The following is a 19,754-nucleotide window of genomic DNA, read 5'->3' as shown; positions in this document are numbered from 1 at the left end:
TACTCCTTAAACGTTGCGCAGTAGCGCCACGTAATGACGTGTGACGGCCAACAAATCATCGCCTTCCAGCGGAAATTCAATACCGCGCGGTGCATTTTCTGGCAGCTTTTTCAACAGGTTCAGCCAACTCTCATCCGCGTCGTCCAGCGCAATAGCGCGGAAGCTGTCGCCTTGCGCGACCGCCGCTTTAACATGGATATAGCTGACATACGCACCCAACTCAGCGGCAGCTTGCTCGGCGTTTTCTTGTGTCCAGCACCAGTTAGCCATATCGAACGTCATGCTAATGGGTAAATCTGCTTCGCTGACCGCAGCGAAAAAACGCTGAGACGGCGCCAGCTTGCCCTGTTCAGTTTGATCGTTTTCTACCGCCAGCTGGATATCGCTGCTGGCAAGAAGTGCGCGCAGCTGCTCGGTTGGCAGCGTTTGGAAGTTGCCCAATGCAATTTTCAAACGCTGGGCCTTTAACTGCTGCGCTTCTTCAAAGTAGTTCGTCAGCTGAGGATTTAATCCGCCGTCGTCACAAAACAGCGTATCGGGTACGGAATAGCTGGTACGTAACTGATGCTGCTCAATGGCTTTAGCCAGCGCAGGCAAATCAGTCAGCGTGGCGTCATCAAACAGTTCGCGGCGGATTTCAACACCGTCTGCACCAGCCTGTTGAATGATCGGCAATAAGGCTAACTGACCACCCAGTGCGGCGATCTGCTGATGCCCATAGGCGGCGGTAACGACGATGATTTCTGCTTTCATGTTTTGCTCCTGCGGGGACATTCCCGTAACGAATATAAAAACGTTAGATGGAACCGGTTCCAAAGCAAAGAAGCAAAACTTGAAATTATGATCGTGCTCACGAAGTGAGCACGGCGTGGCGGGAAAGAGTCTTAAAAATTAGGGCAAACGCTGGCTTGAACCGCGGATAATCAGTTCACCGGGAAAAACCTGTTCAACGATCGGCAGATCGTTGCTTTGAATACGGGCGATTAAGCGCTCCAGCGCTGCATAACCAATCTGCCAGGTTGGCTGTTTCAAGGTCGTGATGCCGACACCCGCTAAAGCGGCCCATTCCAGTTCATCAAAACCAAGTAGGCCAATCTCATCGCCCCAACGCAGATTAATGCGTTGCAGAGCACGTGCGACTTGCAGGGTTAACGCGCCGTTAGCCGCCATCACCGCACTGCGCTTGCCCGCATGACGCTGGTAGAAAGCATTCAAGGCTGCATCCATTTCAGCGGGCTGATGCAGCGGCACTTCAGCGTTTTCATGCTGTATATGCGGGTAATCAGCGAGCACTTTTCGAAATGCCTGCAAACGCTCGCGACGCGTATTGACGCTGCCTAGCGGTTCGCTGAGAAACAGCAAGGCGTCATAACCGTTATCCACCAAATGACGCGTCGCCGTTTCAGCAGCTTCGGCATTATTCAGCCCAACCACATCACACGCAAAGTCAGGAATTTTACGGTCAATCAGGACCATCGGCAGCAAAGATTGTTGCAGGCGACTCAATACTTCTTCACGCATCCCAACGGCATTGACCACAATGCCTTCCACCTGATAACTGCTGAGCAATTGCAAATAATGCTGCTCCAGATCCACTTCGTTATTGGTGTTACACATCAGTAAGGTGAAGCCACATTCACGACAGGCCGCTTCAATGCCGCACATCACGTCCACAGAGTAGGGGTTGGTGATATCGGCGATGATCAAACCAATTAGCCGGGTTCGGCCACGTTTTAGGCCGCGCGCCATCTGACTTGGGCTGTAGCTCAGGTCAGCAATAGCCTGCTCAATGCGGGCCTTGAGATCCACAGAAAGGAGATGTTGTTCACCGTTCAGATAGCGAGAAACACTGGTTTTTCCGGTTCGTGCCGCGTGAGCAACATCGCTGATAGTGGCGCGAGGCGGCCTGGTTTTCATGAAATACCCTGCTAAGTAAGAATCAGGCAGAGACTAGCACAGCCGAAGCCGGTCGCAAAAAACCGTTATGCGTGGGCCTGCAACTGTAGCCAGGGCTGCCAAAGGGTTTGTAATTGGTTTAACGGCGCACCATCAAGCAGAGATAAAACCATCTCCGCGACCCGTTCACCGATTTCATTGTTCGAGGCCTGCCGGATAGCAATAATCGGCTGATCGAGAATCGCATCACGCGGCAGACCATCCCAGGCAATCAACGTGACGGCATTGTCGCCCTGCAAACGGCCCGCTTGCTGGAGCGCCATCGCCGCGCCTTCCGCAAGTGGACTGCAATCGGTAATGATGGCCTGTGGCAGCTTGCCTTGCGCCAGCCAGGCGCAGGTTTGCTGATAGCCGCATCGCCGCGAAGGCGCAACCGCAGCCATAGCAAACGGTGGAATCTGGCCCAGAGCATCCAAATAACCCTGACGCCTGTCGCGCACAAACGTGCAGGGTTCGTTGCCGCCAAGCCAGGCAATCTGTTGCAGATTATTTTTCAGGCAATGATTTACCGCCAGCTGCGAACCAGCGTAGTTATCCACATCAAACCAGGCATAGGTTTGTGGTAAATCGCTGCGCCCCATGGCTAAAAAGTTAAAGCCCTTTTGTTGCAGTTGCAGTAAGCGCGGATCTTGCGGCGTGGTGTGAGTCACGATAATGGCGTCTACCGCACGGCTTCGCAGCATACGCGTTAAGGTAGGTTGGCTTTCTTTTGGCTTATTGGCGAGCAGGAGTAAGTCAATTTCATGGCGGGAGAGGCACTGATCCAGCGTCAGTAATATCTCGCTGAAGAAGCCATCACTCAATGGCGGCGCGCTGACCGGATACACTAAACCCACCGCATTAGCGCGGCCTGTTTTCAGGTGACGAGCCGCCGCATTAGGGCGATAGCCGCGTCGGCGAGCTTCCTCTTCCACGCGCTGACGCGTTTCCTGCGCCACATCCTCGTAACCATTCAAAGCACGGCTTACGGTTGTCACTGAAAGACCTAATAGGGAAGCAATGGCTTTAAGCGACATGATGCGTTACTCACAGTTCGGATTTAGATCACGCTAGCATAAAGTTTAACCTGGCTCTATGTATCGGCACCTAACTGGAACTTATTGCGCACTTTTTCCTCAAAGTTGTCGGAAAATAAGGTGAACATTAACGGTGCGCCCCCGGTTAAGAGGGCGACACAATTAACCAAGCGGCGTCAACGTAATCTCTACACGACGGTTCTGGGCTTTTCCGTCTTCCGTGCTGTTGCTGGCGATAGGATTGTCCGGTCCCGCACCTTGAGTACGTAAACGATTATTCGCGACGCCCTGTCCAATCAACGTGCTGGCTACGCTTTCAGCGCGCTGCTGCGATAAACGCATATTCAGCGCACGCGTGCCGGTACTGTCGGTATAACCCACTACGTTAACAGCCGTTTTTGGATACTCTTTCAGGACCATTGCCACGCCAGACAGCGTATTGGTTCCCGCCGCTTTCAGGCTGCTGCTGTTGGAATCAAAGGTGACATTGTTTGGCATGTTAAGCATGATGTTATCACCCTGACGCGTCACGCTGACGCCCGTACCGCGCATCTTGTCGCGCAGTTTGGCTTCCTGTACATCCATGTAATAACCGACACCGCCACCCAAGGCTGCGCCACCCGCAGCGCCAATCAACGCGCCTTTACCACGATCTTTCTTCGATGATGAAAGCACGCCTACGCCCGCGCCAACCAGTGCACCGAGGCCAGCACCCATGCCTGATTTACCCGCCTGAGATTCGCCGGTATAAGGATTGGTAGTACAGCCTGACAGGGCCAGGCTGCCGCTCAGTAACAAGGTGATCGCTAATAAATTTTTCTGCATTTTCGTTCCTTTACACTCTTCACAGTGGAGAAATGTCTCCTCTAAAACGGATCGATTATGCCGTGGAATGATGAGGAAAGGCGTGAGGGAAAGTCTTATTTTGTAAACAATGGCCGCTAAAGATTATCGGGATGGCAGAAACAAGTCGTTTGATGATCGTTAATCAGCCCGCAAGCCTGCATAAATGAATAACAGATTGTCGGGCCGATGAATTTAAAACCACGCGCTTTTAAGGCTTTGGAGAGCGCAATAGCCTGCTCTGACGTGGTGGGCGCTAAGCGGTAATCGGCGTGATGATGAACAATTGGCGCATTATCAACAAATTCCCAGACGAAACGGGCAAAATCTTCACCCTTTGCTTCCATTGCCAGATAAGCACGCGCGTTGGTAATAATGGCTAAAATCTTGCCGCGATGGCGAATGATACCGCTGTTTAGCAGCAGTTGCTCGATATCATCCTCATTCATTAAGGCCACGATTTGCGGATCAAACTGACCAAAAGCTTCCCGATAATTTTCGCGTTTTTTTAGCACGGTAATCCATGACAATCCCGCTTGCTGTCCTTCCAGACATAACATTTCAAACAGCATTTTTTTGTCAGTTTGCGCGATTCCCCACTCTTTATCGTGGTACGCCAGATAGAGCGGATCCTGTGTTACCCAGCCACATCGTTGCATCGTAGTAATCCTGATTGTAGGAAAATTTTATCGAGACCCTTGATCTTAGGGACAATCGGTTAATAGTTAAACGACAGGCGCAATAACGATCCTTTAATCAAAGCGCCCGATCATTCCTTCAGCCTCGCCTGGAGAATTCATGTTGCAGAAAAGTCCGTGTACAGGCCAGCACTATCCAGTGCGGCTTTTTTGTAGTGCGTTGCTTTTAGCGATCATTCAACCCGCCTTTGCATGGGGTGGCGACTTTGCCCTGCATGACAATCAAAGTTCTACGGTCATCCCTCCCGACTACAACACCATTTTGGCGGAAAAAATCTCTCGCACTCCATTGGAATTTACCGACGAGCAGCAAGGATTATGGGATGCAGCGCTCAATGCGCCGGCATCGATCCCAATGGCATTGCGTAGCGAACCCGGCAGCGTTGGGGCAACGCCGCTTGGCACCCGTTTTAGTGCAGGCTGGGATTTGCCAATCAATCACTCGTTTACGACCGGTCCGGTGGCGCAATATGCTATTGATCAGCGCCCGCTCACTTGCCCACAATGTGATTTCAGTGAGCGGCCCAATCACGATCAGGTCGCGAGTGTTGGCTGGCGCGTCGATTCAAAGTTAGGCTGGATTACGCCTTGGGCTCAGCTCAGTTACAGCCATCAGCTCGTGGAGGAGAATCTTAATTACCGTGCTGAAGACGATCCCAACAATCGTCAGGAGAATTGGGTAGACGTCAGCGTCGGGGCGCATATGCCGCTTAACAATAATCTGGCGGCTTTCGCCTCTTTTTCTCAAACCGATGCGCTGAATACCGGTGAACAGTTCATTTATAGCTTGGGTGTAAGCGCCAGCTTTTAAGGTGCGGCATAAAATGAGAAGGCGCGCGTGCTGAATGAAATATAATGAGCGCGCTAATCATAATACTGGTAACACTATGCGTGAAAATTTGACAATTATTGGCCGTGAAATGGCCGTTTTTATATTTGCAGCACTTTTCCTTATTTTGATGGTGGCGCCAATTTATATCGACGTTGCCTGGATGAATGATGCGCTGCATGAAACCTCCTTAACGGAAACCACCCAGGAAGCGTTACTGGCCATTGTGGCCGTGTTGTTCTTTGCTGCGGCGTACCAACGCCCTGAGCAGCGTGGCGCTTTAACCCTGATCGGCGGCTTTTACAGCTGTATGCTGATTCGCGAACTCGATTTCCTGTTTGACATTATTCATCACGGGAGCTGGGTATGGTTTTCGCTGGCCGTGACGGCTGGTTGCCTTGCCGTTGCGATTCGCTCACCGAAACGTACTCTGCAAGGTCTGGCGAATCTGCTGCAAAATCGCAGTTGGCCGGTAATGGCGAGCGGCTTTTTAGTCGTGCTGGTGTTTTCACGCCTGTTTGGTACGCATTATTTGTGGGAACACATGATGATGGATGGCTACAACCGCGTAGTAAAAAATATGGCGGAAGAAGGCACCGAATTGCTGGGATACAGTTTGTGCACGCTGGCGTCGGTACGTTATTTATGGCAAACCCGCCCGGTAACAGCCGCAGTTAGCGAGCCAGTCTTAAAACCCATGGCTTCTCATCGCAGCAAAGCGACGCCCATCACGTCGTCCTAAACGCCTCAGCGCTTTTTGAGCGATTCTGCGCGTTAAAAAAGGTACAATATGCACTTCTGCGTCGGACAGGTCATCTCTCCGGCGCAACGTGTTTGCTAACGTCAGGTCTCTTCATGTCAGTCAAAATCTTAACGTCAACGCTTATTGGCCTGGATGCTTTCCGTCAGGATCCACTTAACGCCCTTCAACAGGCTGACAAAGGCACGCTGGCGGTGTTAGAAGATTATGCGCCGGTGATGTACGCCATCACGCCGGAGCGTTTGGCGCATCTCTTAGCGCTGGAAGCCGCCATACAGCAACCCAATGACGTGGCGCTGGATGACAGCCTGTTTAACGATGCGCCCGCCGCGATTCATACGCCGGTCGGCAAGTTTGCCATGTACGATGGCTGGCAACCGGACGCTGATTTTTCACGCCAAGCCGCAATTTGGGGCGTCGCACTCAGCGAATCGGTGACCGCCTCGGAGCTGGCTGCATTTGTCGCCTATTGGCAAGCAGAAGGCCGATTATTCCATCATGTTCAGTGGCAGCAAAAGCTGGCGCGTAGTATACAGATGAATCGCGCCGCTAACGGCGGGCAGCCTAAGCGTGACATTACGCAGTTGCCCAATCCCGACCGTACTATTCCCGATGGTTTCCGAGGTGAGTAATGAAAACGCCGACCGATCTCTTTAGCCGTCTGAAAAAAATGATGCCTGCCGGCACCCAACCTAAATTCACCAGTGGTGAAGATCTGCTGGCGTGGAATCAGGAACAAGGCCGCTTGCGTTCTGAAGCCATTGTGCGCGAAAACCGCGCGATGAAAATGCAGCGCATCATGGGCCGCTCCGGCATTCGCGAACTGCATATGAATTGCTCATTCGATAACTATCGCGTTGAGAATGAAGGCCAGCGTAAAGCGCTCGAACTGGCGCGACAATATTGCGCAGAGTTTGACGGCAGTATCGCCAGCTTTGTTTTTTCCGGCCGTCCTGGCACAGGTAAAAACCATTTAGCCGCAGCTATTGGCAACGATTTAATTTTACGCGGTAGAAGTGTGTTAATCGTAACGGTCGCCGATCTGATGTCCAGCATGAAAGGCACGTTTAGCGGCACCAGCGATATCACCGAAGAGCGGCTGATTCAGGATCTCAGCAGCGTCGATCTGCTGGTGATCGATGAAATTGGAATGCAAAGCGAATCGCGTTACGAAAAAGTAATTATTAATCAGATTGTTGATCGTCGATCCTCATCAAAACGTCCTACCGGTATGTTGTCCAATCTCGACCACGCAGGTATGAACACTTTGCTGGGAGAAAGGGTGATGGATCGCATGCGCTTGGGCAACAGCCTTTGGGTGCGCTTCGACTGGGAAAGCTATCGCAGCCGGGTTCGCGGCGACGAATATTAAATCTTACTGCCCGCTTCGTCGGGCAGTTTTATTTCAGCCGCTGCCGTTTTAAAGTGCAGCGGGCAGACAGATTCACCTTCCATTTCCAATAACCGTGCCAGGACGCTGTTATCCTGACCAGAGATAAATCCCTTAATGCCGACGACGCTGCTGTGTTCGTTGGGCAGCCCTTCTGGAATCTGCGATGAACGTGCTTGATTATGCGGTAATGGCGCTGTATGCCCTGATGATCGTACTCATTACGCTATGGGCGATGCGGAAAGTGGGCAGCACGCGCGACTTTTTTACCGCTGGCGGCAAAATGCCATGGTGGCTTTCTGGCGTCTCGCATCATATGTCTGGCTACAGCGCCGCCGTCTTTGTCGCCTATGCCGCCGTTGCATATAACATGGGCATCACGCTCTATTTCTGGTGGGCTTTGCCCATCTCCATCGCAGTATTCATTGGCTCACGGGTGTTTGCGCCACGTTGGGCGCGTTTGCGTATCCACATGAATATTGAATCGCCAATGGAATATCTCGTCACGCGCTACAATTTGCCAACGCAGATGGTGCTGGCGTGGAGCGGCGTACTGCTGAAAACCTTTGATGTCGGCGCCAAATGGGCAGCTATCGCAATCATCATCAACGTATTTACCGGTATTGATCCGATCATCGGAATTTGCCTTTCTGGCGCTCTGAGCCTGTTTTATACCGTAATGGGCGGATTGTGGGCTGATGCCTGCAACGATTTTGGTCAGTTCATCGTGCAGTTTGTGGCGGCGATTGTCATGCTCATCGCCGTTGCCCTGCATTTGGGCGGTTTTCATGCTTTATTGTCCATCTGGGATCATTTGCCAGTCGGCCACACACAAATCGTGCAGGAACCCTACACGTTGGGGTTTATTTTCGCCTATTTCATTATTTACACGCTGAGCTACAACGGCGGCACCTGGAATTTGGCGCAGCGGTTTATTGCTGCTTCTGGGGGTCGCGAAGCGCGTAAAGCTGCCCTGCTTTCATCCGCGCTTTTCCTGATCTGGCCGCTGGTGCTGTTCTGGCCGATGTGGGCTGCTCCACTGCTCTATCCTGATCTTGCCGCTCCGTCGCGTGCTTATTCACTGATGGCTATGGAATTGCTGCCCAATGGCTTAGTCGGCTTGGTGTTGATCGCTATGTTTACACATACGCTCTCAATGACCTCGTCTGATGCCAATGCCATCACCGCCGTTGTTACTCGCGATATTCTGCCCGGCATGATGCCGAACCTTTTCCAGCGCGGTAAAAGCTCTTTGCTGGTGGCGCGTCTCACCGCGTTTCTGTTCATTATTCTGACGTTGATTATCGCGATAAATGCCAGCCACTTTGGCGGCGTTTTATCGCTACTGATTATCTGGTTTGGTGGCCTGGTCGGCCCCATTTCTATCCCTATGCTGCTCGGTTTGCTCCCGTGGTTTCGGCGCAGCGGCAGCGCGGCGGCGATCACGAGTTGGGCCATTGGCGTTACGACCTTTTTCTACGTGAAGTTTGTATTGAACGATGTCAGTACCGCCACGCAGGTTGCCGCGCCCGTGCTCTCTTCACTGGTGCTGTTCACCGTAATGGGCTGGATGCGGCGCTCACCCGTTGATCCACAAGTTGATGCACTTCTCCACGCACTTAATAACGATCAGGGCATGCCGGAAAAATCGCGCTGGACACAGGAAAGCCCCGTTTCGCCAGAGCGTTAATTGTGTAATGCCACGGCGATCGCCGCCGGTTATTGGGCGTTGTGTGAAACAGGGCATGAAAGTGTGGGGTGACGAATGCACAGACGCTGATACACTGAAACTCTTCTCTTCTGTTGAGTGAATGCGTCATGAAAGCCAGTGGCAAAGGGCCAGCATTATTGCGGCTAAATAACCAAAAGCGGGTGATGACGCAACTGCGCAGGATGCGCGTAACGTCACGCCAGGATCTCGCCCAAACCCTGTCGCTCAGTAAAAACACGGTTTCGTTGATCATTGATGACCTGTTGGAACAGGATCTTATCGAGGAGTTAGGCCCGGTCAGCGTGGCGACCGCAGGACGACCAAAGATTGAAATCACGCTGCGCCCGGAAAAGTTAAAAAGTGCTGGCGTGATGGTAGAGCGTAATACCATTCACTGGCGCGTCTGTGACTATTTTTCACAGGTACTTGCTGAAGAAACGCTACGCACTGACACCAGTAATCCCACTAAACTGCTGGCTGAACTGGCAATGGTTTGTCGTGAGATCAGCGATAAATTCCCCGACTTATTGGGCATCGGGCTGGGCTTTCCCGGCATTGTCGATCCGCAACGCGGCTGGATGCACCTTTCTACCCATCTCGGCTGGCAGGATGTCGATCTGCTCACCTCTCTGCGCAAACATGTCCGTATGCCTATCCGCGTCATGAATAACGTGAAAGCGGCAGCGCTGCTCTCTGTGCAGCAACTTGCGCTGACGACAGAAAGCAGCCACTTCTATCTGCGCATTTCGGAAGGTATTGGCGGTGCGTTAGTGCAGGATGGTGAAGTCTTTACCGGCAATAGCTGGACGGCGGGAGAAGCGGGCCATTTAACCGTACAACCAAACGGACCCCGTTGCAGCTGTGGCCGACAAGGTTGCCTGGAAGCTCTGATTAGCCAACCGGCGATAAAACAACAGCTGGCTCAACGTCAGCCGGGCTTAACCTGGCAAAACCGAGAAAGCGCCCCAAAAATTGTGAATGAAGTGATGATGCAGGCGGGAAGTTTTCTGGGTAAGGCGCTGAGTCAAATCATGCTGCTGCTTAATCCGGCCAGCATCGTGATTGATTGCCCATGGAGTGCACATCTCGGGTTTTGCGAGGCAGTCAGCGGCGTGGCAGAGTCCAGCGCATTGGCTTTTACCTATCAACATACCGATCTGCATTTTCTGCAAACCCGGCTTAACCCGGCAAATGGATTGGCGCTAGCTGTGCTTGAGCAGTATGAGCAGCGAGTCAGTTAATCCATTCATTTTCCACATAAAGGGCAGCTTTCGCTGCCCTTTCATCTTATGAACGCGACTGATTAGCCGGTTCATTCACAAGAACGCCTTCCTCAGCCTCAACATTGAATTTCTCCAACACGCGCGCATGGATTTTTTCCAGCGGCACGCCCGCCGTTTCAGGTAAATACCGGAAGGTGAAGAAATACATGCCCACCGAGAAGATTGCGAACAACAGCAGCGGGAAGCCGCCATGGAAGACTTCAACCAGGTAAGGGTTGCTGTTCATAATCGGGAACGTGGTACTGATGATGAAGTTTGCCATCGACATTGCGCAGATTGAAATGCCCACGCAGATAGCGCGAATTTCTGTTGGGAAAAGTTCACCCAGCACCGTCCAGACAACTTGTCCCCACGTGATGCCAAAGAACACCATGTAAGCGAATAAACCCACCACAGCCAGCAAGCCAGGCAAACGGTAATAAAACGCGACAAAGGTATACGCCAGGAAGATGGCAGAAGTGATGGCCCCAATCAGCAACAGCTTGCGACGTCCCATTTTATCAATTAATGACATGCCAATCAGCACACCCACAAACTGACAAACCGAGAGCCAGAAAGTTTGTAACAGCGCGGAATCGGTGCTGCTTGCGACGTTTTTCAACAAGGTAGGACCGAAATATTGAATAACATTAATGCCGCTGATCTGGTTACCCACCGCTAATCCAATACCGATAATCAACAACGGCACGGTGGTTTTATTCAGGCGGAAGCGGGCTTTGTGCTGACTCGCGGCCTCTGTGGAGAACGAGCTTTTAATCTCCTGCAAAACGCTTTCTGCGTGATCGCGATTAGAGATTTTGCTTAGCGTATCCAGCGCCTCTTTATCTTTTCCCTTCAGAACGTTCCAGCGAGGGGATTCAGGAATGAAAGCGATAAAGAAGACAAACAGCGCACAGGGCACTAATGCGGTCGCCAGAATGTAGCGCCAGCCGATATCAATCATCATTTCTGGCAGCATCGATTTATTGATGAAGTAGTTGGTCAGCAGAACCACTGATTGCCCACCGACGCAGCACACGGCATATAACGCGGTAGTGCGACCACGAAACTTTGAGGGTGACAGCTCAGCAAGGTAAATGGGAGAAATCACCGAAGCCAGACCAATCGCCAGGCCGCCGAGAATGCGGAAAGCGACAAAGGTAACGAAGTTGTGCGCGATGGCGGTGCCAACCACCGAGGCGGTAAACAGCAGCGCGGTGATCGCGAGGGATTTTTTTCGGCCAAATTTATCGCTGAGTTTTGGCGCAATGAAGCAGCCCACCAGGCTACCGAGCAGAATATTTGACACAGCCCAACCGGTTTCAGCTGGTGATAACTGAAAATATTCACTTAGCGGCTCGATTGCACCGGAAATAATCGACGAGTCATATCCCATAAGCAGGCCGCCAAATGCAGCGACCGTACAACAGAGCATGACGTATTTCATGTTGTAGCGTTTTTGCCGGGTATCCATCTTTCAAGCTCCTGTTCTCTACTGCCTGAACGTATCCAGTTCAGAAAGAGGAGTCGTTATTGTCTTCGGGTTTAGCGGCTTCAGAGTGAAAGCACACATGAAATATATTTTCTAAATCGATAAATTTGGATTAATTTTTCCAAAAGTGTGAGCGGGGTTGGAATATTTCGTGATAGTAAAGATGGGAAACTATCAATTTTTGCCTTTAGGAACAGTAGGATAAACAGATAAAACCAAAAAAAGAGAAAACTATCAGTGATTACAAACGATTAACCCCTGAGAAAGTAACACGCTTACTTTTCAGAAAACTAAGCCAGTATGCTTGATGAAAATTTTTATTTATATAAATCATACAGATAATAAACAAGCTTTGACTACTTCATGACGTTCGGCTCAAAAATCTGCAGTGAGAGAGAACAGAAATTAAGACAGGAATTGATTTCTTTCCAAAAAATATGAAATTATTTTTCCATTATGGAGAGAGATAAAAAGAGAGAGTTGGAAGCGTTGGAGCTGTGCATTGCTTAACAGCCGTGTGAGATCACAGGAGTCAATATCATTGCGCAATGATATGTTTTTATTGTGTTTGTATCCATCAACCCCTCTTTACTATACATATTTATATACATGTTTAGCCTGCTTCGATTTTTTTCTTGATTTAAGAAAGTCTTTTCACTGTCAATCCATCTACAAAGAAGCGATAAGAAGCATAAATAAAAAGAATTATTTGAAAAATACCTAATGTTAGTGTGGGGGTTCTGATCATAAATATATATATTATAAGGCTTGGAGCTATTCCAGTAATAAATATTTTTGCTGTATGTAATTCCCAACCTTCTCTTTTTTTATTGCTAGAACTCGAAATTAATGCTGACGATAAAGACATTAATGATTGGCCGAAAATTATGAAGCTGACAATTGACCAATCACTTGCCAACAGGACATCTAACCACTTCCCATCAATAACTTTTACGATTATCAGTGTAGTAAATGGCATTAAAATGAATAAATACGAAGCCATTAATGACTTAATGTGGCTAGAGTAAGGCATCTTGATCCTCATTACTAGGCACCACTTTTAATACTTCAACAATTAATGCATTTTTAACTGGAGATTTTTTATTTTTTTGATCTACTTCGTAGTAAATTTTAGCAATCATGCAGTATCTTGCTGTAATTAAAGGAATTTCACCATTTTGGTATGCTCGTAACCACTCTTTATGCATTATTGAAGCCATAAATGTTCTATTGGTAGTTCTGCTTCTAACTTGCCACTGTGAGTCTCCAAAATTAACTGGTTTTATAATGTCTAAGCAATCTCTTCCGTGATAAAACATTGGGTTTTTTATATTGAACATTGTATCTGGATCGCCCAAGAATCGCATTCTTGTATTAATATGTACAATGTTGTTATCATTAGGATTAATGCTTTCAATTTCCGCTTTTTCATCCTTGTAGAGCAGCTCGTTAGCAGCAGATAGGTTTTTTAGAACCTTAGCAAATTCCACCCTGTTTATATAAAAAGAAATATTTCCAGTATTTTCCTCCATTCTCCTCTCTTGCTTCTTTGCCAAATCATCGACTTGTTCTGGGAGAATTATTTCCTCAATTTCAACTAAGTCATTCATAAGGTCAGATGACATTTTAGTTATAAAAGAGCCAAATCCATTTCCAATAGATCCAAGCAATGCTTTTATAGAACCTTTCTCAATATCTTGTAAGCGTAATTCATATTCAATATTATCATTCGAAGCTTGGGCTATAAGTTGGCCATATTGTTTATATGCGGAAATATATAAAGCCATAGCAGAAAAAACCTGCTCTGGATTATCCCTGTTTTTCAAATAATCAATTTTTATACCGACAGCGTTTTCCATTTTATCACCATCTACCATGAGGATAATCCACGTTAAAATTAGGCTCTAAGAAGAATATTATTACTATTAGTCAATGATAGAGATACTAAATACGGCTAGTTTAAACAAGAAAAAATGATTTTATAGTAAATCCTTCACATTGTTCACCATCTAAATTTAATCATAATTTTCAAAGGTTTGAGTGGTGACTGATAAGTGTTGGATGAGATAAATTCATCATCTTTGATGATGAATAGCTGTAAAAAAACCGGCTTTCGCCGGTTCTGGTTAGTCACATCGCGGTGGGATCATCACACTTTGGCAGCCAGTCGCTGCTGCTTTCTTCCGTGAGATCGAGGTTGGTTTGCATCCCTGACTTTGTGCGCCGCTTCAGATAGTGATGCCCGTACTCCCTCAAGATGCTCTCAAGCGACAGGCCAAACATCTTCATGCTGAGCGGGTTCTTGTAGCCGTTAGCTTCCATGTAAGCCAGATAGGCGTGGTAGAGGTAGCGCTTAGGCTGAAGTGGCCTGATGCTGGCGTTCCCCATATAAAGCGCATTCGGCTCCGGCGTAGTAAACAGGTAGCCGCAGAAATCCACCATCGGATCGGCATCGCGCTTGATGCGCATGGCTTCATCTGAGTTCTGCTGTGACTGAAGCAACGCCCTGGCGTCCTGCGGTTGGCTGAACTGCTGCATCAGCTGGCGTACGATAACGGCCAGCTCGCTGCTGATTTTTTCCTTCAGCTGCGGATCACGCTCGTTCGGCGGGATGATTTCAGGAAAGTGCAGGATTACACGGCGGCGTGATACGCCGCCGCTGCGGTCAGTGAATCGCATCGGGTTGTTATTCACTGCCAGTATCACTGCCGGAATATGCGTGGAATAGGCATCCCGGTATTTCGGATCGACGGACACCGCATCGCCGCCGGTAATGGCCTTGAGGCCCGCGCCGTCGCCGCTCCACTTCTCCTGATCGGGCAAACGAATAAGAGAATAACCAATCACCGCCGCGCGCTCGCGCGATGATTCCAGCGTTTCGATAGACGCAGAAACCGAGTTGTCCGCACCGGCCAGCATGGTGGCGGTTTCTGCCATTATGCTTTTGCCGCTGCCGCCGGGGCCGGTGACCTCCAGAAACAGCTGCCAGTCGTATCGGTTCGCCAGCACCATAAACAGCGCGGCGAGAATGATGTTGCGCTTCTCCGCGCAGCGCCCGGCGGCACGGTCCAGCCACTGCCAGAAGCTCGGAGCGTGGCTTTGCAGCGTTTCTCCTTCAACGGGGCTTGTGTAGTCCACGTCGCTGACGGTGCGCAGCCAATTTTCACGCCGGTGCGGGCTGAATAAGCCGCTTTTTGTATCGAGCACGCCGTTGCGAAAGCCAATCAGGCGGCGCGCCGGGTCGGCCTGCTGTGGCAGCATCAGCTTCAGGGTTTCCACCACGCCGGAAATCTTGCCCGCCGAGAACGGAGCACGCAGGCGCTGGAACAGCTTTGCCACGTCGCGCTCAAACTGCTTACCGGAAATAACCTTCCACGCACCCGCTTTATAGCTCGACAGGATTTCCCCGCTGGCATCCACGGCCAGCGCACGGTGATAATGTTCCGCCACGCGCTCGGCTTTTTCGCTGGCGCTCATGGCCGAAAATTCCGCTTCACTCATGACGTCGAAAGGGCTGTTAGCCGTGGCGGGCCTAGCGGTCTCCGCCAGCGCTTGCTTCGTTGCGGCTTCGCCGTGCTCCATGAATGCGTCGTTCCAGTCGCCGAACACCGGCGGCAGCGCCATGACGGCATGGCTGGCGCCAGCGGCCTTCCCTCCTTTGCGCTGGCCGTCGCCGTTCAGGTCGCGATCTGCGGCAATCATCAGCTGCAGCGTTGCGTGCTTTTCGCGCGCAAGGCCAGCCAGAGAAAGGAGGTTGGCGGACGATAGCGCAACCCACACCTCATCGCCGGTCAGGTTATGCACTGTCAGGCCGGTAGAGTAGCCCTCGGTCAGCCAGATCCGCTTTGCAGGCTTGCCGGTGCTGAGAATGTGACACGCCTCTTTTACCTGGCCGCCTTTTAGCGTGCGCTTCTCACCGTCAGCGTTTATCAGCTGCACGTTCACCAGCTGGCCGCTCATATCGTGCAGCGGCACAATCAAATCACCGGTGTGGTAGGAGGTTAATGCCACCTTGTGCGCCTTTGTAAGCGTGAGGCTGGACTGCCCCGGCCAGCCCTTGCGGGACAGGTAGGCGTTGCCCGCCGTTTCCTTTGCGGTACTGACCAGCTGCTGCGCCAGCGTAACGGCGGCTGCGCGGACGGCCTCGTCCGTCACCGCCTCCACCATCGTCATGGTTTCAGCCGATACCGGCGGCAGGTTGCCGGTCAGGTCGTTAACGCGGGCGGCGGCCTCGCTCACCGTAATGCTGAGTGCCTTTCTCACGAGGTCCATGCCGTCACCGGCGCCACACTGGTTACAAATCCACGTGCCGCGCCCGTCCTTATCATCGAAGCGGAAACGATCCGTTCCCTGGCACATCGGGCAGGGCATGTGGCGATTCCTGACTACCTTCACGCCCAGAGCGGGCAGGATGCGGGGCCAGTGGCCCCGCGCGGTGATTGCCGCGTCTGATACGATCGTTTTCATTGTTCTGTTCTCCCTCAGTGCAGTACTGTCGTGCCGGTCATGCGCCCGCACAGCTCATCCATCATTACCTGACCAAGAAAGCTCAGGCGCGGGGCTGACTTTAGCGGCCCGACGGCCAGCAGGTCGTCCAGCAGGGCGCAGGCAATTTCCTGACCGCGCTGGCGTCCGTGCTGGCGCAGATAAAAGCCCTCCAGCTCGATTTCAATAACGTGCTCAAGGCGCGCCAGCGTCAGGCCGGGGTAGCGCTGCTGCTCAGAGCAGGCGGTCAGCCAGGCGCAGGCGACGGCGCGACGGGACAGCGCGGCGCGCAGCTCGGGGGTAAGGGTGCGTTCTTTCATGGTTTAACCTCCGCGTTCATCCAGCTGTTCTGGCAGCGCGTCACCACGTCGTCCAGCTGCTCGGTGATAAGAAAGACCAGCGAGGCTAGCTGAGCGCGCTGTTCGGGCTGCGGCAGCTCGTGGCATTCCTGAAAGGCTGTCATGTCACTGACGAAGCGCCCGGCGTTGCGCAGGTGCTCCAGGCGTACCAGGTCGGCGTGGGAAATGGTGGCGTGATTCATACGCGCACCTCCCGGGCCGGCAGGCGTGCGGCAAAGGACAGCACGTAGTCGCGGGCAAGCGTCAGGCGGGCGGTGCGCTCATCGGCGGCAACGGTGCGGAGCATGTGAATACGCTGCTGGCGCTCGGAGCGGCGCACGGCGGCAAAAACGAATACAAACTGAGGGTATGGGGAATTAAGGACCGTAGCCATGATGGCAGTCTCCAATGTTAGTAGCGTACAGCTACCATCGGAAACGCCAATTTCACTGGTGGTAGCCCAGACGGGGTTGGCGTAACCGGCAACATTGGAAACCGGCGCTTCGTGAGAAGCCCCCGCCTGAGCCACCATTACGCGGACGGTACAACGGATACAGAACCGTCGCCCGGAAAATGGGTGCATCAAGGCACAGACACAAAAAAAGACGCAAGGCGCGTCTGGTGTCGCCAACGTTATATTCAGGACGCCAATCCCGGCTGCCGATTTTGCGACAGCAAAATTACTGTACCAGGGAATAGCCCCGGCGTGCAAGCCGGGGAGAAGGTTAAGCAGCATCATTTGCCTCAGCAGTTGGTAAGGGCGATGCTTTTACGACTGAACGTCTGCGTATCAATATTTTCTGTTGAAGACGTTGCGCTCTGAACGCTGAAGTTTGTCTCTTTCCCGTTAAATCGCTGTGGCTGCCCCGGTTTATCGACTTCACAGGCGATTGCCAGCGCCAGTTGCTTAGCATCTGCTGCGGAAAGTTCGTGGGACTTACTACCAATCGTGAGCAGAATCATGCTGCACGCTCCTGGCCGCGCGCGGCAATGCGTTTGTTCATCCAGATGCTGATTTCACTGGCGAGCCAAGCGACGTTTTTACCACCCAGCGTAATCTGCGACGGGAAATTGTTACGGCTGATAAGGTCATAGATTGTTGAACGCGACAGGCCAGTAACGTGAATGACTTCCGGCAGGCGTAGGAAGCGGTCATTAAGTGCTGAAGGTGCGGGTAAAATGGGGGCCGCCGGAGCGGATACTTGTGCTGAAATTGCAGTGTGCATGAGCTACCTCTTAAGGTTCCGTAATGACCCGGACAGATACGCCCGGTGTCGGGTAGCTCTTTATTTTGCGAATATTTGGTGTGGAATCAACAAGTGAAAATGGTGTAGTGGCTCATAAAACATCTCTGATTTTTATAGGATTGCCACTCTTTGCCATAGATTGTCAATGATTGCCAAATAGTGATGAATAGTTTTTATCAAATGACTAAAAGAAATATTGGTTCCTACTCATATTCAAAAAAATTCTAAGTGTTATTCCATCATGCAAACTGGAAGGGTGAATAGTGGTGAATAGAGGGTGAAGTATTTTTTATCAACTATTCACCACTTAATTTACTGTATTTATTATATTTTTGTCTTAGGTGAAGAGTTGTGAAGGATAAATATATAAATATTAAGTGAGGTAAGATCTTGCAAAACCTTTTCTTGGCTGGCCAGAAGAAGGGATTTTGTCTGGTCCATGACACAACGCTGTCCGGTAGTCCCCTTGTGCCAGCACCGGCACAATTGATTTACCAAAACCGGAAAGACAGGAACCGACATGAACGAGATGAATATCACTACTGACGGCATTACTGCATTACCTGCCGCAACGCAGGAGGCGCTTGAAAAAGTAAAGATCGCAAAGGCAGCGTGGTTGTCAGCCCGCCAGAAGCAGAATGAAGCCGGAACAACCGCCGCGACCATCAGAACGCGCCGGGATGAAACGGAAGCTGAAGTTAAAGCAATGAATGAGGAGTGGCGCACGCTCTTTCGTGAGAGCAAGGGCAGCATGTCACCGCGGATGAAAAAGCTGCGCATTGAGATTGCGCTTGGTCGCGAGACGCTTGAAGAGTTTGAAAGCCTGCTAAGTGCTCACGAATTTGAAACCGAAACTTTACCCTGGACCACCGCCGATCTTGCGAATGCCTATGTTAACGCACACGAAGCGCTGATAACGGTGCATTCCCGTTATGTATGGTCGCAGTTCATGGCATCACATGGTGATGCGCTGCTGAATGCGCTAAGCATGCGCATGTATGAAATGAGATGTCTTCACGCATCAGGAATGGAAGGCATAAATGACGCGTCCACTATGTTTAATAAGTTCATCAACAAGGAAATTATCGCTAAAGCTAAGAGCTGGACACCATCAGCTGAAGGAGACGCGCTGCTAAAAGAATCGGGCATGTATCCGACATCACCGGCTCACAATGACATCCATAGCGCACCAAACCCCATCGCACGCTTTAAGCGCGAGAAGCAACGTGATCGCATTCTCCAGGAGCGTGCTCAATGACCATCTGCATTACGTCCACTCAGCATCAGCGCAACCGTGAGAGGCTGAACAGTCTCACCACCCAGAAAGGAGGCACATCGTGGCTCTGAAATGTCCTGAATGCGGCTGCGTTGCTCATACGCGCACCAGTGCCTATGAAGCACCGAGCGTGAAACGTACCTGGTACCAGTGCCGAAATCTGGATTGCTCCTGTACCTTTACCGCATTGGAAAGCGTCGAGAAAATCATCATGAAGCCACATAAATCATCTGTCGAGACGGACAAAATTGATGAAACTCCGCCGAAAAAGCCACAGACGCTCAATCGTTATGGTTCGGCGAGCAAGCTCTCAAACAGGCAGCAATCGCCCGTCTGATATTCACCCAAACACCCGGCCACAATGCCGGGTTTTTTAATGCCCTTCCTCTGGCGAGCCATCTCTTGCGAGAGTGCATGACTATGCTGCATGAAAACGCATGAATCACTGCAC

At 51.1% G+C, this 19,754-nt stretch carries 22 protein-coding genes; 8 read left to right on the top strand and 14 right to left on the bottom strand.

Translation table 11 applies throughout. From position 1 onward, the window contains the following. Positions 1-6: 6 nt before the first annotated feature. The 5 genes from ACF2G4_RS14620 to ACF2G4_RS14600 form a co-directional block, all read right to left on the bottom strand. Positions 7-753, bottom strand: coding sequence for a sugar phosphate isomerase/epimerase family protein (locus ACF2G4_RS14620; protein ID WP_409075048.1), 747 nt, complete (start codon positions 751-753; stop codon positions 7-9). A 138-nt stretch (positions 754-891) separates the two neighbouring features. Next, the gene (locus ACF2G4_RS14615; RefSeq protein ID WP_215848082.1) at positions 892-1,917 is read right to left on the bottom strand and encodes a LacI family DNA-binding transcriptional regulator; all 1,026 of its coding nucleotides are present in this window, start codon (positions 1,915-1,917) and stop codon (positions 892-894) included. Positions 1,918-1,982: 65 nt separating this feature from the next. After that, positions 1,983-2,972 (bottom strand): LacI family DNA-binding transcriptional regulator, encoded by a 990-nt coding sequence (locus tag ACF2G4_RS14610; protein ID WP_332624916.1) that lies wholly within the window; start codon positions 2,970-2,972, stop codon positions 1,983-1,985. A gap of 162 nt (positions 2,973-3,134) precedes the next feature. Continuing rightward, complete coding sequence (locus tag ACF2G4_RS14605; RefSeq protein WP_215848084.1) at positions 3,135-3,797, bottom strand: OmpA family lipoprotein; 663 nt, start codon at positions 3,795-3,797, stop codon at positions 3,135-3,137. Between the two features lie 116 nt (positions 3,798-3,913). Continuing rightward, the gene (locus ACF2G4_RS14600; protein ID WP_409075047.1) at positions 3,914-4,474 is read right to left on the bottom strand and encodes a DNA-3-methyladenine glycosylase I; all 561 of its coding nucleotides are present in this window, start codon (positions 4,472-4,474) and stop codon (positions 3,914-3,916) included. A 139-nt stretch (positions 4,475-4,613) separates the two neighbouring features. Between ACF2G4_RS14600 and ACF2G4_RS14595 the strand changes: the two genes are divergently transcribed. The 6 genes from ACF2G4_RS14595 to ACF2G4_RS14570 all read left to right on the top strand — a co-directional run bounded on the left by ACF2G4_RS14595 (position 4,614) and on the right by ACF2G4_RS14570 (position 10,444). After that, positions 4,614-5,324, top strand: coding sequence for an autotransporter (locus ACF2G4_RS14595; protein WP_409075046.1), 711 nt, complete (start codon positions 4,614-4,616; stop codon positions 5,322-5,324). 76 nt (positions 5,325-5,400) lie between these two features. After that, positions 5,401-6,084, top strand: coding sequence for a hypothetical protein (locus tag ACF2G4_RS14590; protein ID WP_243079805.1), 684 nt, complete (start codon positions 5,401-5,403; stop codon positions 6,082-6,084). 113 nt (positions 6,085-6,197) lie between these two features. Next, positions 6,198-6,734: a primosomal protein DnaT gene (dnaT, locus tag ACF2G4_RS14585; RefSeq protein WP_409075045.1), complete on the top strand. Its 537-nt coding sequence runs from the start codon at positions 6,198-6,200 to the stop codon at positions 6,732-6,734. Then, positions 6,734-7,474: a DNA replication protein DnaC gene (gene dnaC / locus ACF2G4_RS14580; protein ID WP_215848088.1), complete on the top strand. Its 741-nt coding sequence runs from the start codon at positions 6,734-6,736 to the stop codon at positions 7,472-7,474. Before dnaT ends, dnaC begins: the two co-directional genes overlap by 1 nt. Before the next feature lie 184 nt (positions 7,475-7,658). After that, positions 7,659-9,182, top strand: a complete 1,524-nt coding sequence (locus ACF2G4_RS14575; RefSeq protein WP_409075044.1) for a sodium:solute symporter family protein — start codon at positions 7,659-7,661, stop codon at positions 9,180-9,182. A 128-nt stretch (positions 9,183-9,310) separates the two neighbouring features. Continuing rightward, positions 9,311-10,444: an ROK family protein gene (locus ACF2G4_RS14570; protein ID WP_215848089.1), complete on the top strand. Its 1,134-nt coding sequence runs from the start codon at positions 9,311-9,313 to the stop codon at positions 10,442-10,444. A gap of 46 nt (positions 10,445-10,490) precedes the next feature. On the opposite strand, the gene ACF2G4_RS14565 is transcribed toward ACF2G4_RS14570, so the two are convergent. From ACF2G4_RS14565 to ACF2G4_RS14525, 9 genes are all read right to left on the bottom strand, one after another. Then, positions 10,491-11,939, bottom strand: coding sequence for a sugar porter family MFS transporter (locus ACF2G4_RS14565; RefSeq protein WP_243079807.1), 1,449 nt, complete (start codon positions 11,937-11,939; stop codon positions 10,491-10,493). Between the two features lie 658 nt (positions 11,940-12,597). Continuing rightward, the gene (locus tag ACF2G4_RS14560) at positions 12,598-12,990 is read right to left on the bottom strand and encodes a hypothetical protein (protein WP_409075043.1); all 393 of its coding nucleotides are present in this window, start codon (positions 12,988-12,990) and stop codon (positions 12,598-12,600) included. Continuing rightward, on the bottom strand, positions 12,977-13,834 hold the full coding sequence (locus tag ACF2G4_RS14555) for a hypothetical protein (protein WP_409075042.1): 858 nt from the start codon (positions 13,832-13,834) through the stop codon (positions 12,977-12,979). The genes ACF2G4_RS14560 and ACF2G4_RS14555 overlap by 14 nt, the downstream gene beginning before the upstream one ends. Before the next feature lie 253 nt (positions 13,835-14,087). Further along, positions 14,088-16,424 (bottom strand): phage/plasmid primase, P4 family, encoded by a 2,337-nt coding sequence (locus tag ACF2G4_RS14550; RefSeq protein ID WP_409075041.1) that lies wholly within the window; start codon positions 16,422-16,424, stop codon positions 14,088-14,090. A gap of 14 nt (positions 16,425-16,438) precedes the next feature. After that, positions 16,439-16,762 (bottom strand): DUF5375 family protein, encoded by a 324-nt coding sequence (locus ACF2G4_RS14545; RefSeq protein WP_409075040.1) that lies wholly within the window; start codon positions 16,760-16,762, stop codon positions 16,439-16,441. Next, a complete protein-coding gene (locus tag ACF2G4_RS14540) occupies positions 16,759-16,983 on the bottom strand; it encodes a hypothetical protein (protein ID WP_409075039.1) in 225 nt (74 codons plus the stop codon). The genes ACF2G4_RS14545 and ACF2G4_RS14540 overlap by 4 nt, the downstream gene beginning before the upstream one ends. Then, complete coding sequence (locus tag ACF2G4_RS14535; RefSeq protein ID WP_409075038.1) at positions 16,980-17,519, bottom strand: host cell division inhibitor Icd-like protein; 540 nt, start codon at positions 17,517-17,519, stop codon at positions 16,980-16,982. The genes ACF2G4_RS14540 and ACF2G4_RS14535 overlap by 4 nt, the downstream gene beginning before the upstream one ends. Positions 17,520-17,524: 5 nt before the next feature. Beyond that, positions 17,525-17,743, bottom strand: a complete 219-nt coding sequence (locus ACF2G4_RS14530; protein ID WP_409075037.1) for a hypothetical protein — start codon at positions 17,741-17,743, stop codon at positions 17,525-17,527. Next, complete coding sequence (locus ACF2G4_RS14525) at positions 17,740-18,006, bottom strand: helix-turn-helix transcriptional regulator (RefSeq protein ID WP_409075036.1); 267 nt, start codon at positions 18,004-18,006, stop codon at positions 17,740-17,742. The genes ACF2G4_RS14530 and ACF2G4_RS14525 overlap by 4 nt, the downstream gene beginning before the upstream one ends. 541 nt (positions 18,007-18,547) lie before the next feature. Here ACF2G4_RS14525 and ACF2G4_RS14520 point away from each other — a divergent pair. Further along, complete coding sequence (locus ACF2G4_RS14520) at positions 18,548-19,285, top strand: septation initiation protein (RefSeq protein WP_409075035.1); 738 nt, start codon at positions 18,548-18,550, stop codon at positions 19,283-19,285. 79 nt (positions 19,286-19,364) lie between these two features. Further along, positions 19,365-19,640 carry an ogr/Delta-like zinc finger family protein gene (locus tag ACF2G4_RS14515; RefSeq protein WP_409075034.1) on the top strand — a complete coding sequence of 92 codons (276 nt, stop codon included), beginning with the start codon at positions 19,365-19,367 and terminating at the stop codon, positions 19,638-19,640. The last annotated feature ends 114 nt before the right edge of the window (positions 19,641-19,754 follow it).

The organism is Pantoea phytostimulans, from assembly GCF_046118715.1.
Classification (GTDB): Bacteria; Pseudomonadota; Gammaproteobacteria; order Enterobacterales; family Enterobacteriaceae; genus Pantoea; species Pantoea phytostimulans.
Note: the sequence above shows the minus strand (reverse complement) of the source record. Positions and strands in the feature narration are given on the sequence as shown.

Excerpts from the sequence above, each read along its gene's own strand:
- ACF2G4_RS14520 (WP_409075035.1), top strand. The coding sequence starts at position 18,548 with ATGAACGAGATGAATATCACTACTGACGGCATTACTGCATTACCTGCC.
- ACF2G4_RS14590 (WP_243079805.1), top strand. The coding sequence starts at position 5,401 with ATGCGTGAAAATTTGACAATTATTGGCCGTGAAATGGCCGTTTTTATA.
- dnaC (WP_215848088.1), top strand. The coding sequence starts at position 6,734 with ATGAAAACGCCGACCGATCTCTTTAGCCGTCTGAAAAAAATGATGCCT.
- ACF2G4_RS14600 (WP_409075047.1), bottom strand. The coding sequence starts at position 4,474 with ATGCAACGATGTGGCTGGGTAACACAGGATCCGCTCTATCTGGCGTAC.
- ACF2G4_RS14570 (WP_215848089.1), top strand. The coding sequence starts at position 9,311 with ATGAAAGCCAGTGGCAAAGGGCCAGCATTATTGCGGCTAAATAACCAA.
- ACF2G4_RS14615 (WP_215848082.1), bottom strand. The coding sequence starts at position 1,917 with ATGAAAACCAGGCCGCCTCGCGCCACTATCAGCGATGTTGCTCACGCG.
- ACF2G4_RS14605 (WP_215848084.1), bottom strand. The coding sequence starts at position 3,797 with ATGCAGAAAAATTTATTAGCGATCACCTTGTTACTGAGCGGCAGCCTG.
- ACF2G4_RS14610 (WP_332624916.1), bottom strand. The coding sequence starts at position 2,972 with ATGTCGCTTAAAGCCATTGCTTCCCTATTAGGTCTTTCAGTGACAACC.
- ACF2G4_RS14545 (WP_409075040.1), bottom strand. The coding sequence starts at position 16,762 with ATGAAAGAACGCACCCTTACCCCCGAGCTGCGCGCCGCGCTGTCCCGT.
- ACF2G4_RS14535 (WP_409075038.1), bottom strand. The coding sequence starts at position 17,519 with ATGATGCTGCTTAACCTTCTCCCCGGCTTGCACGCCGGGGCTATTCCC.
- ACF2G4_RS14575 (WP_409075044.1), top strand. The coding sequence starts at position 7,659 with ATGAACGTGCTTGATTATGCGGTAATGGCGCTGTATGCCCTGATGATC.
- ACF2G4_RS14525 (WP_409075036.1), bottom strand. The coding sequence starts at position 18,006 with ATGCACACTGCAATTTCAGCACAAGTATCCGCTCCGGCGGCCCCCATT.
- ACF2G4_RS14555 (WP_409075042.1), bottom strand. The coding sequence starts at position 13,834 with ATGGTAGATGGTGATAAAATGGAAAACGCTGTCGGTATAAAAATTGAT.
- ACF2G4_RS14560 (WP_409075043.1), bottom strand. The coding sequence starts at position 12,990 with ATGCCTTACTCTAGCCACATTAAGTCATTAATGGCTTCGTATTTATTC.
- dnaT (WP_409075045.1), top strand. The coding sequence starts at position 6,198 with ATGTCAGTCAAAATCTTAACGTCAACGCTTATTGGCCTGGATGCTTTC.
- ACF2G4_RS14550 (WP_409075041.1), bottom strand. The coding sequence starts at position 16,424 with ATGAAAACGATCGTATCAGACGCGGCAATCACCGCGCGGGGCCACTGG.
- ACF2G4_RS14565 (WP_243079807.1), bottom strand. The coding sequence starts at position 11,939 with ATGGATACCCGGCAAAAACGCTACAACATGAAATACGTCATGCTCTGT.
- ACF2G4_RS14595 (WP_409075046.1), top strand. The coding sequence starts at position 4,614 with ATGTTGCAGAAAAGTCCGTGTACAGGCCAGCACTATCCAGTGCGGCTT.
- ACF2G4_RS14540 (WP_409075039.1), bottom strand. The coding sequence starts at position 16,983 with ATGAATCACGCCACCATTTCCCACGCCGACCTGGTACGCCTGGAGCAC.
- ACF2G4_RS14620 (WP_409075048.1), bottom strand. The coding sequence starts at position 753 with ATGAAAGCAGAAATCATCGTCGTTACCGCCGCCTATGGGCATCAGCAG.
- ACF2G4_RS14530 (WP_409075037.1), bottom strand. The coding sequence starts at position 17,743 with ATGATTCTGCTCACGATTGGTAGTAAGTCCCACGAACTTTCCGCAGCA.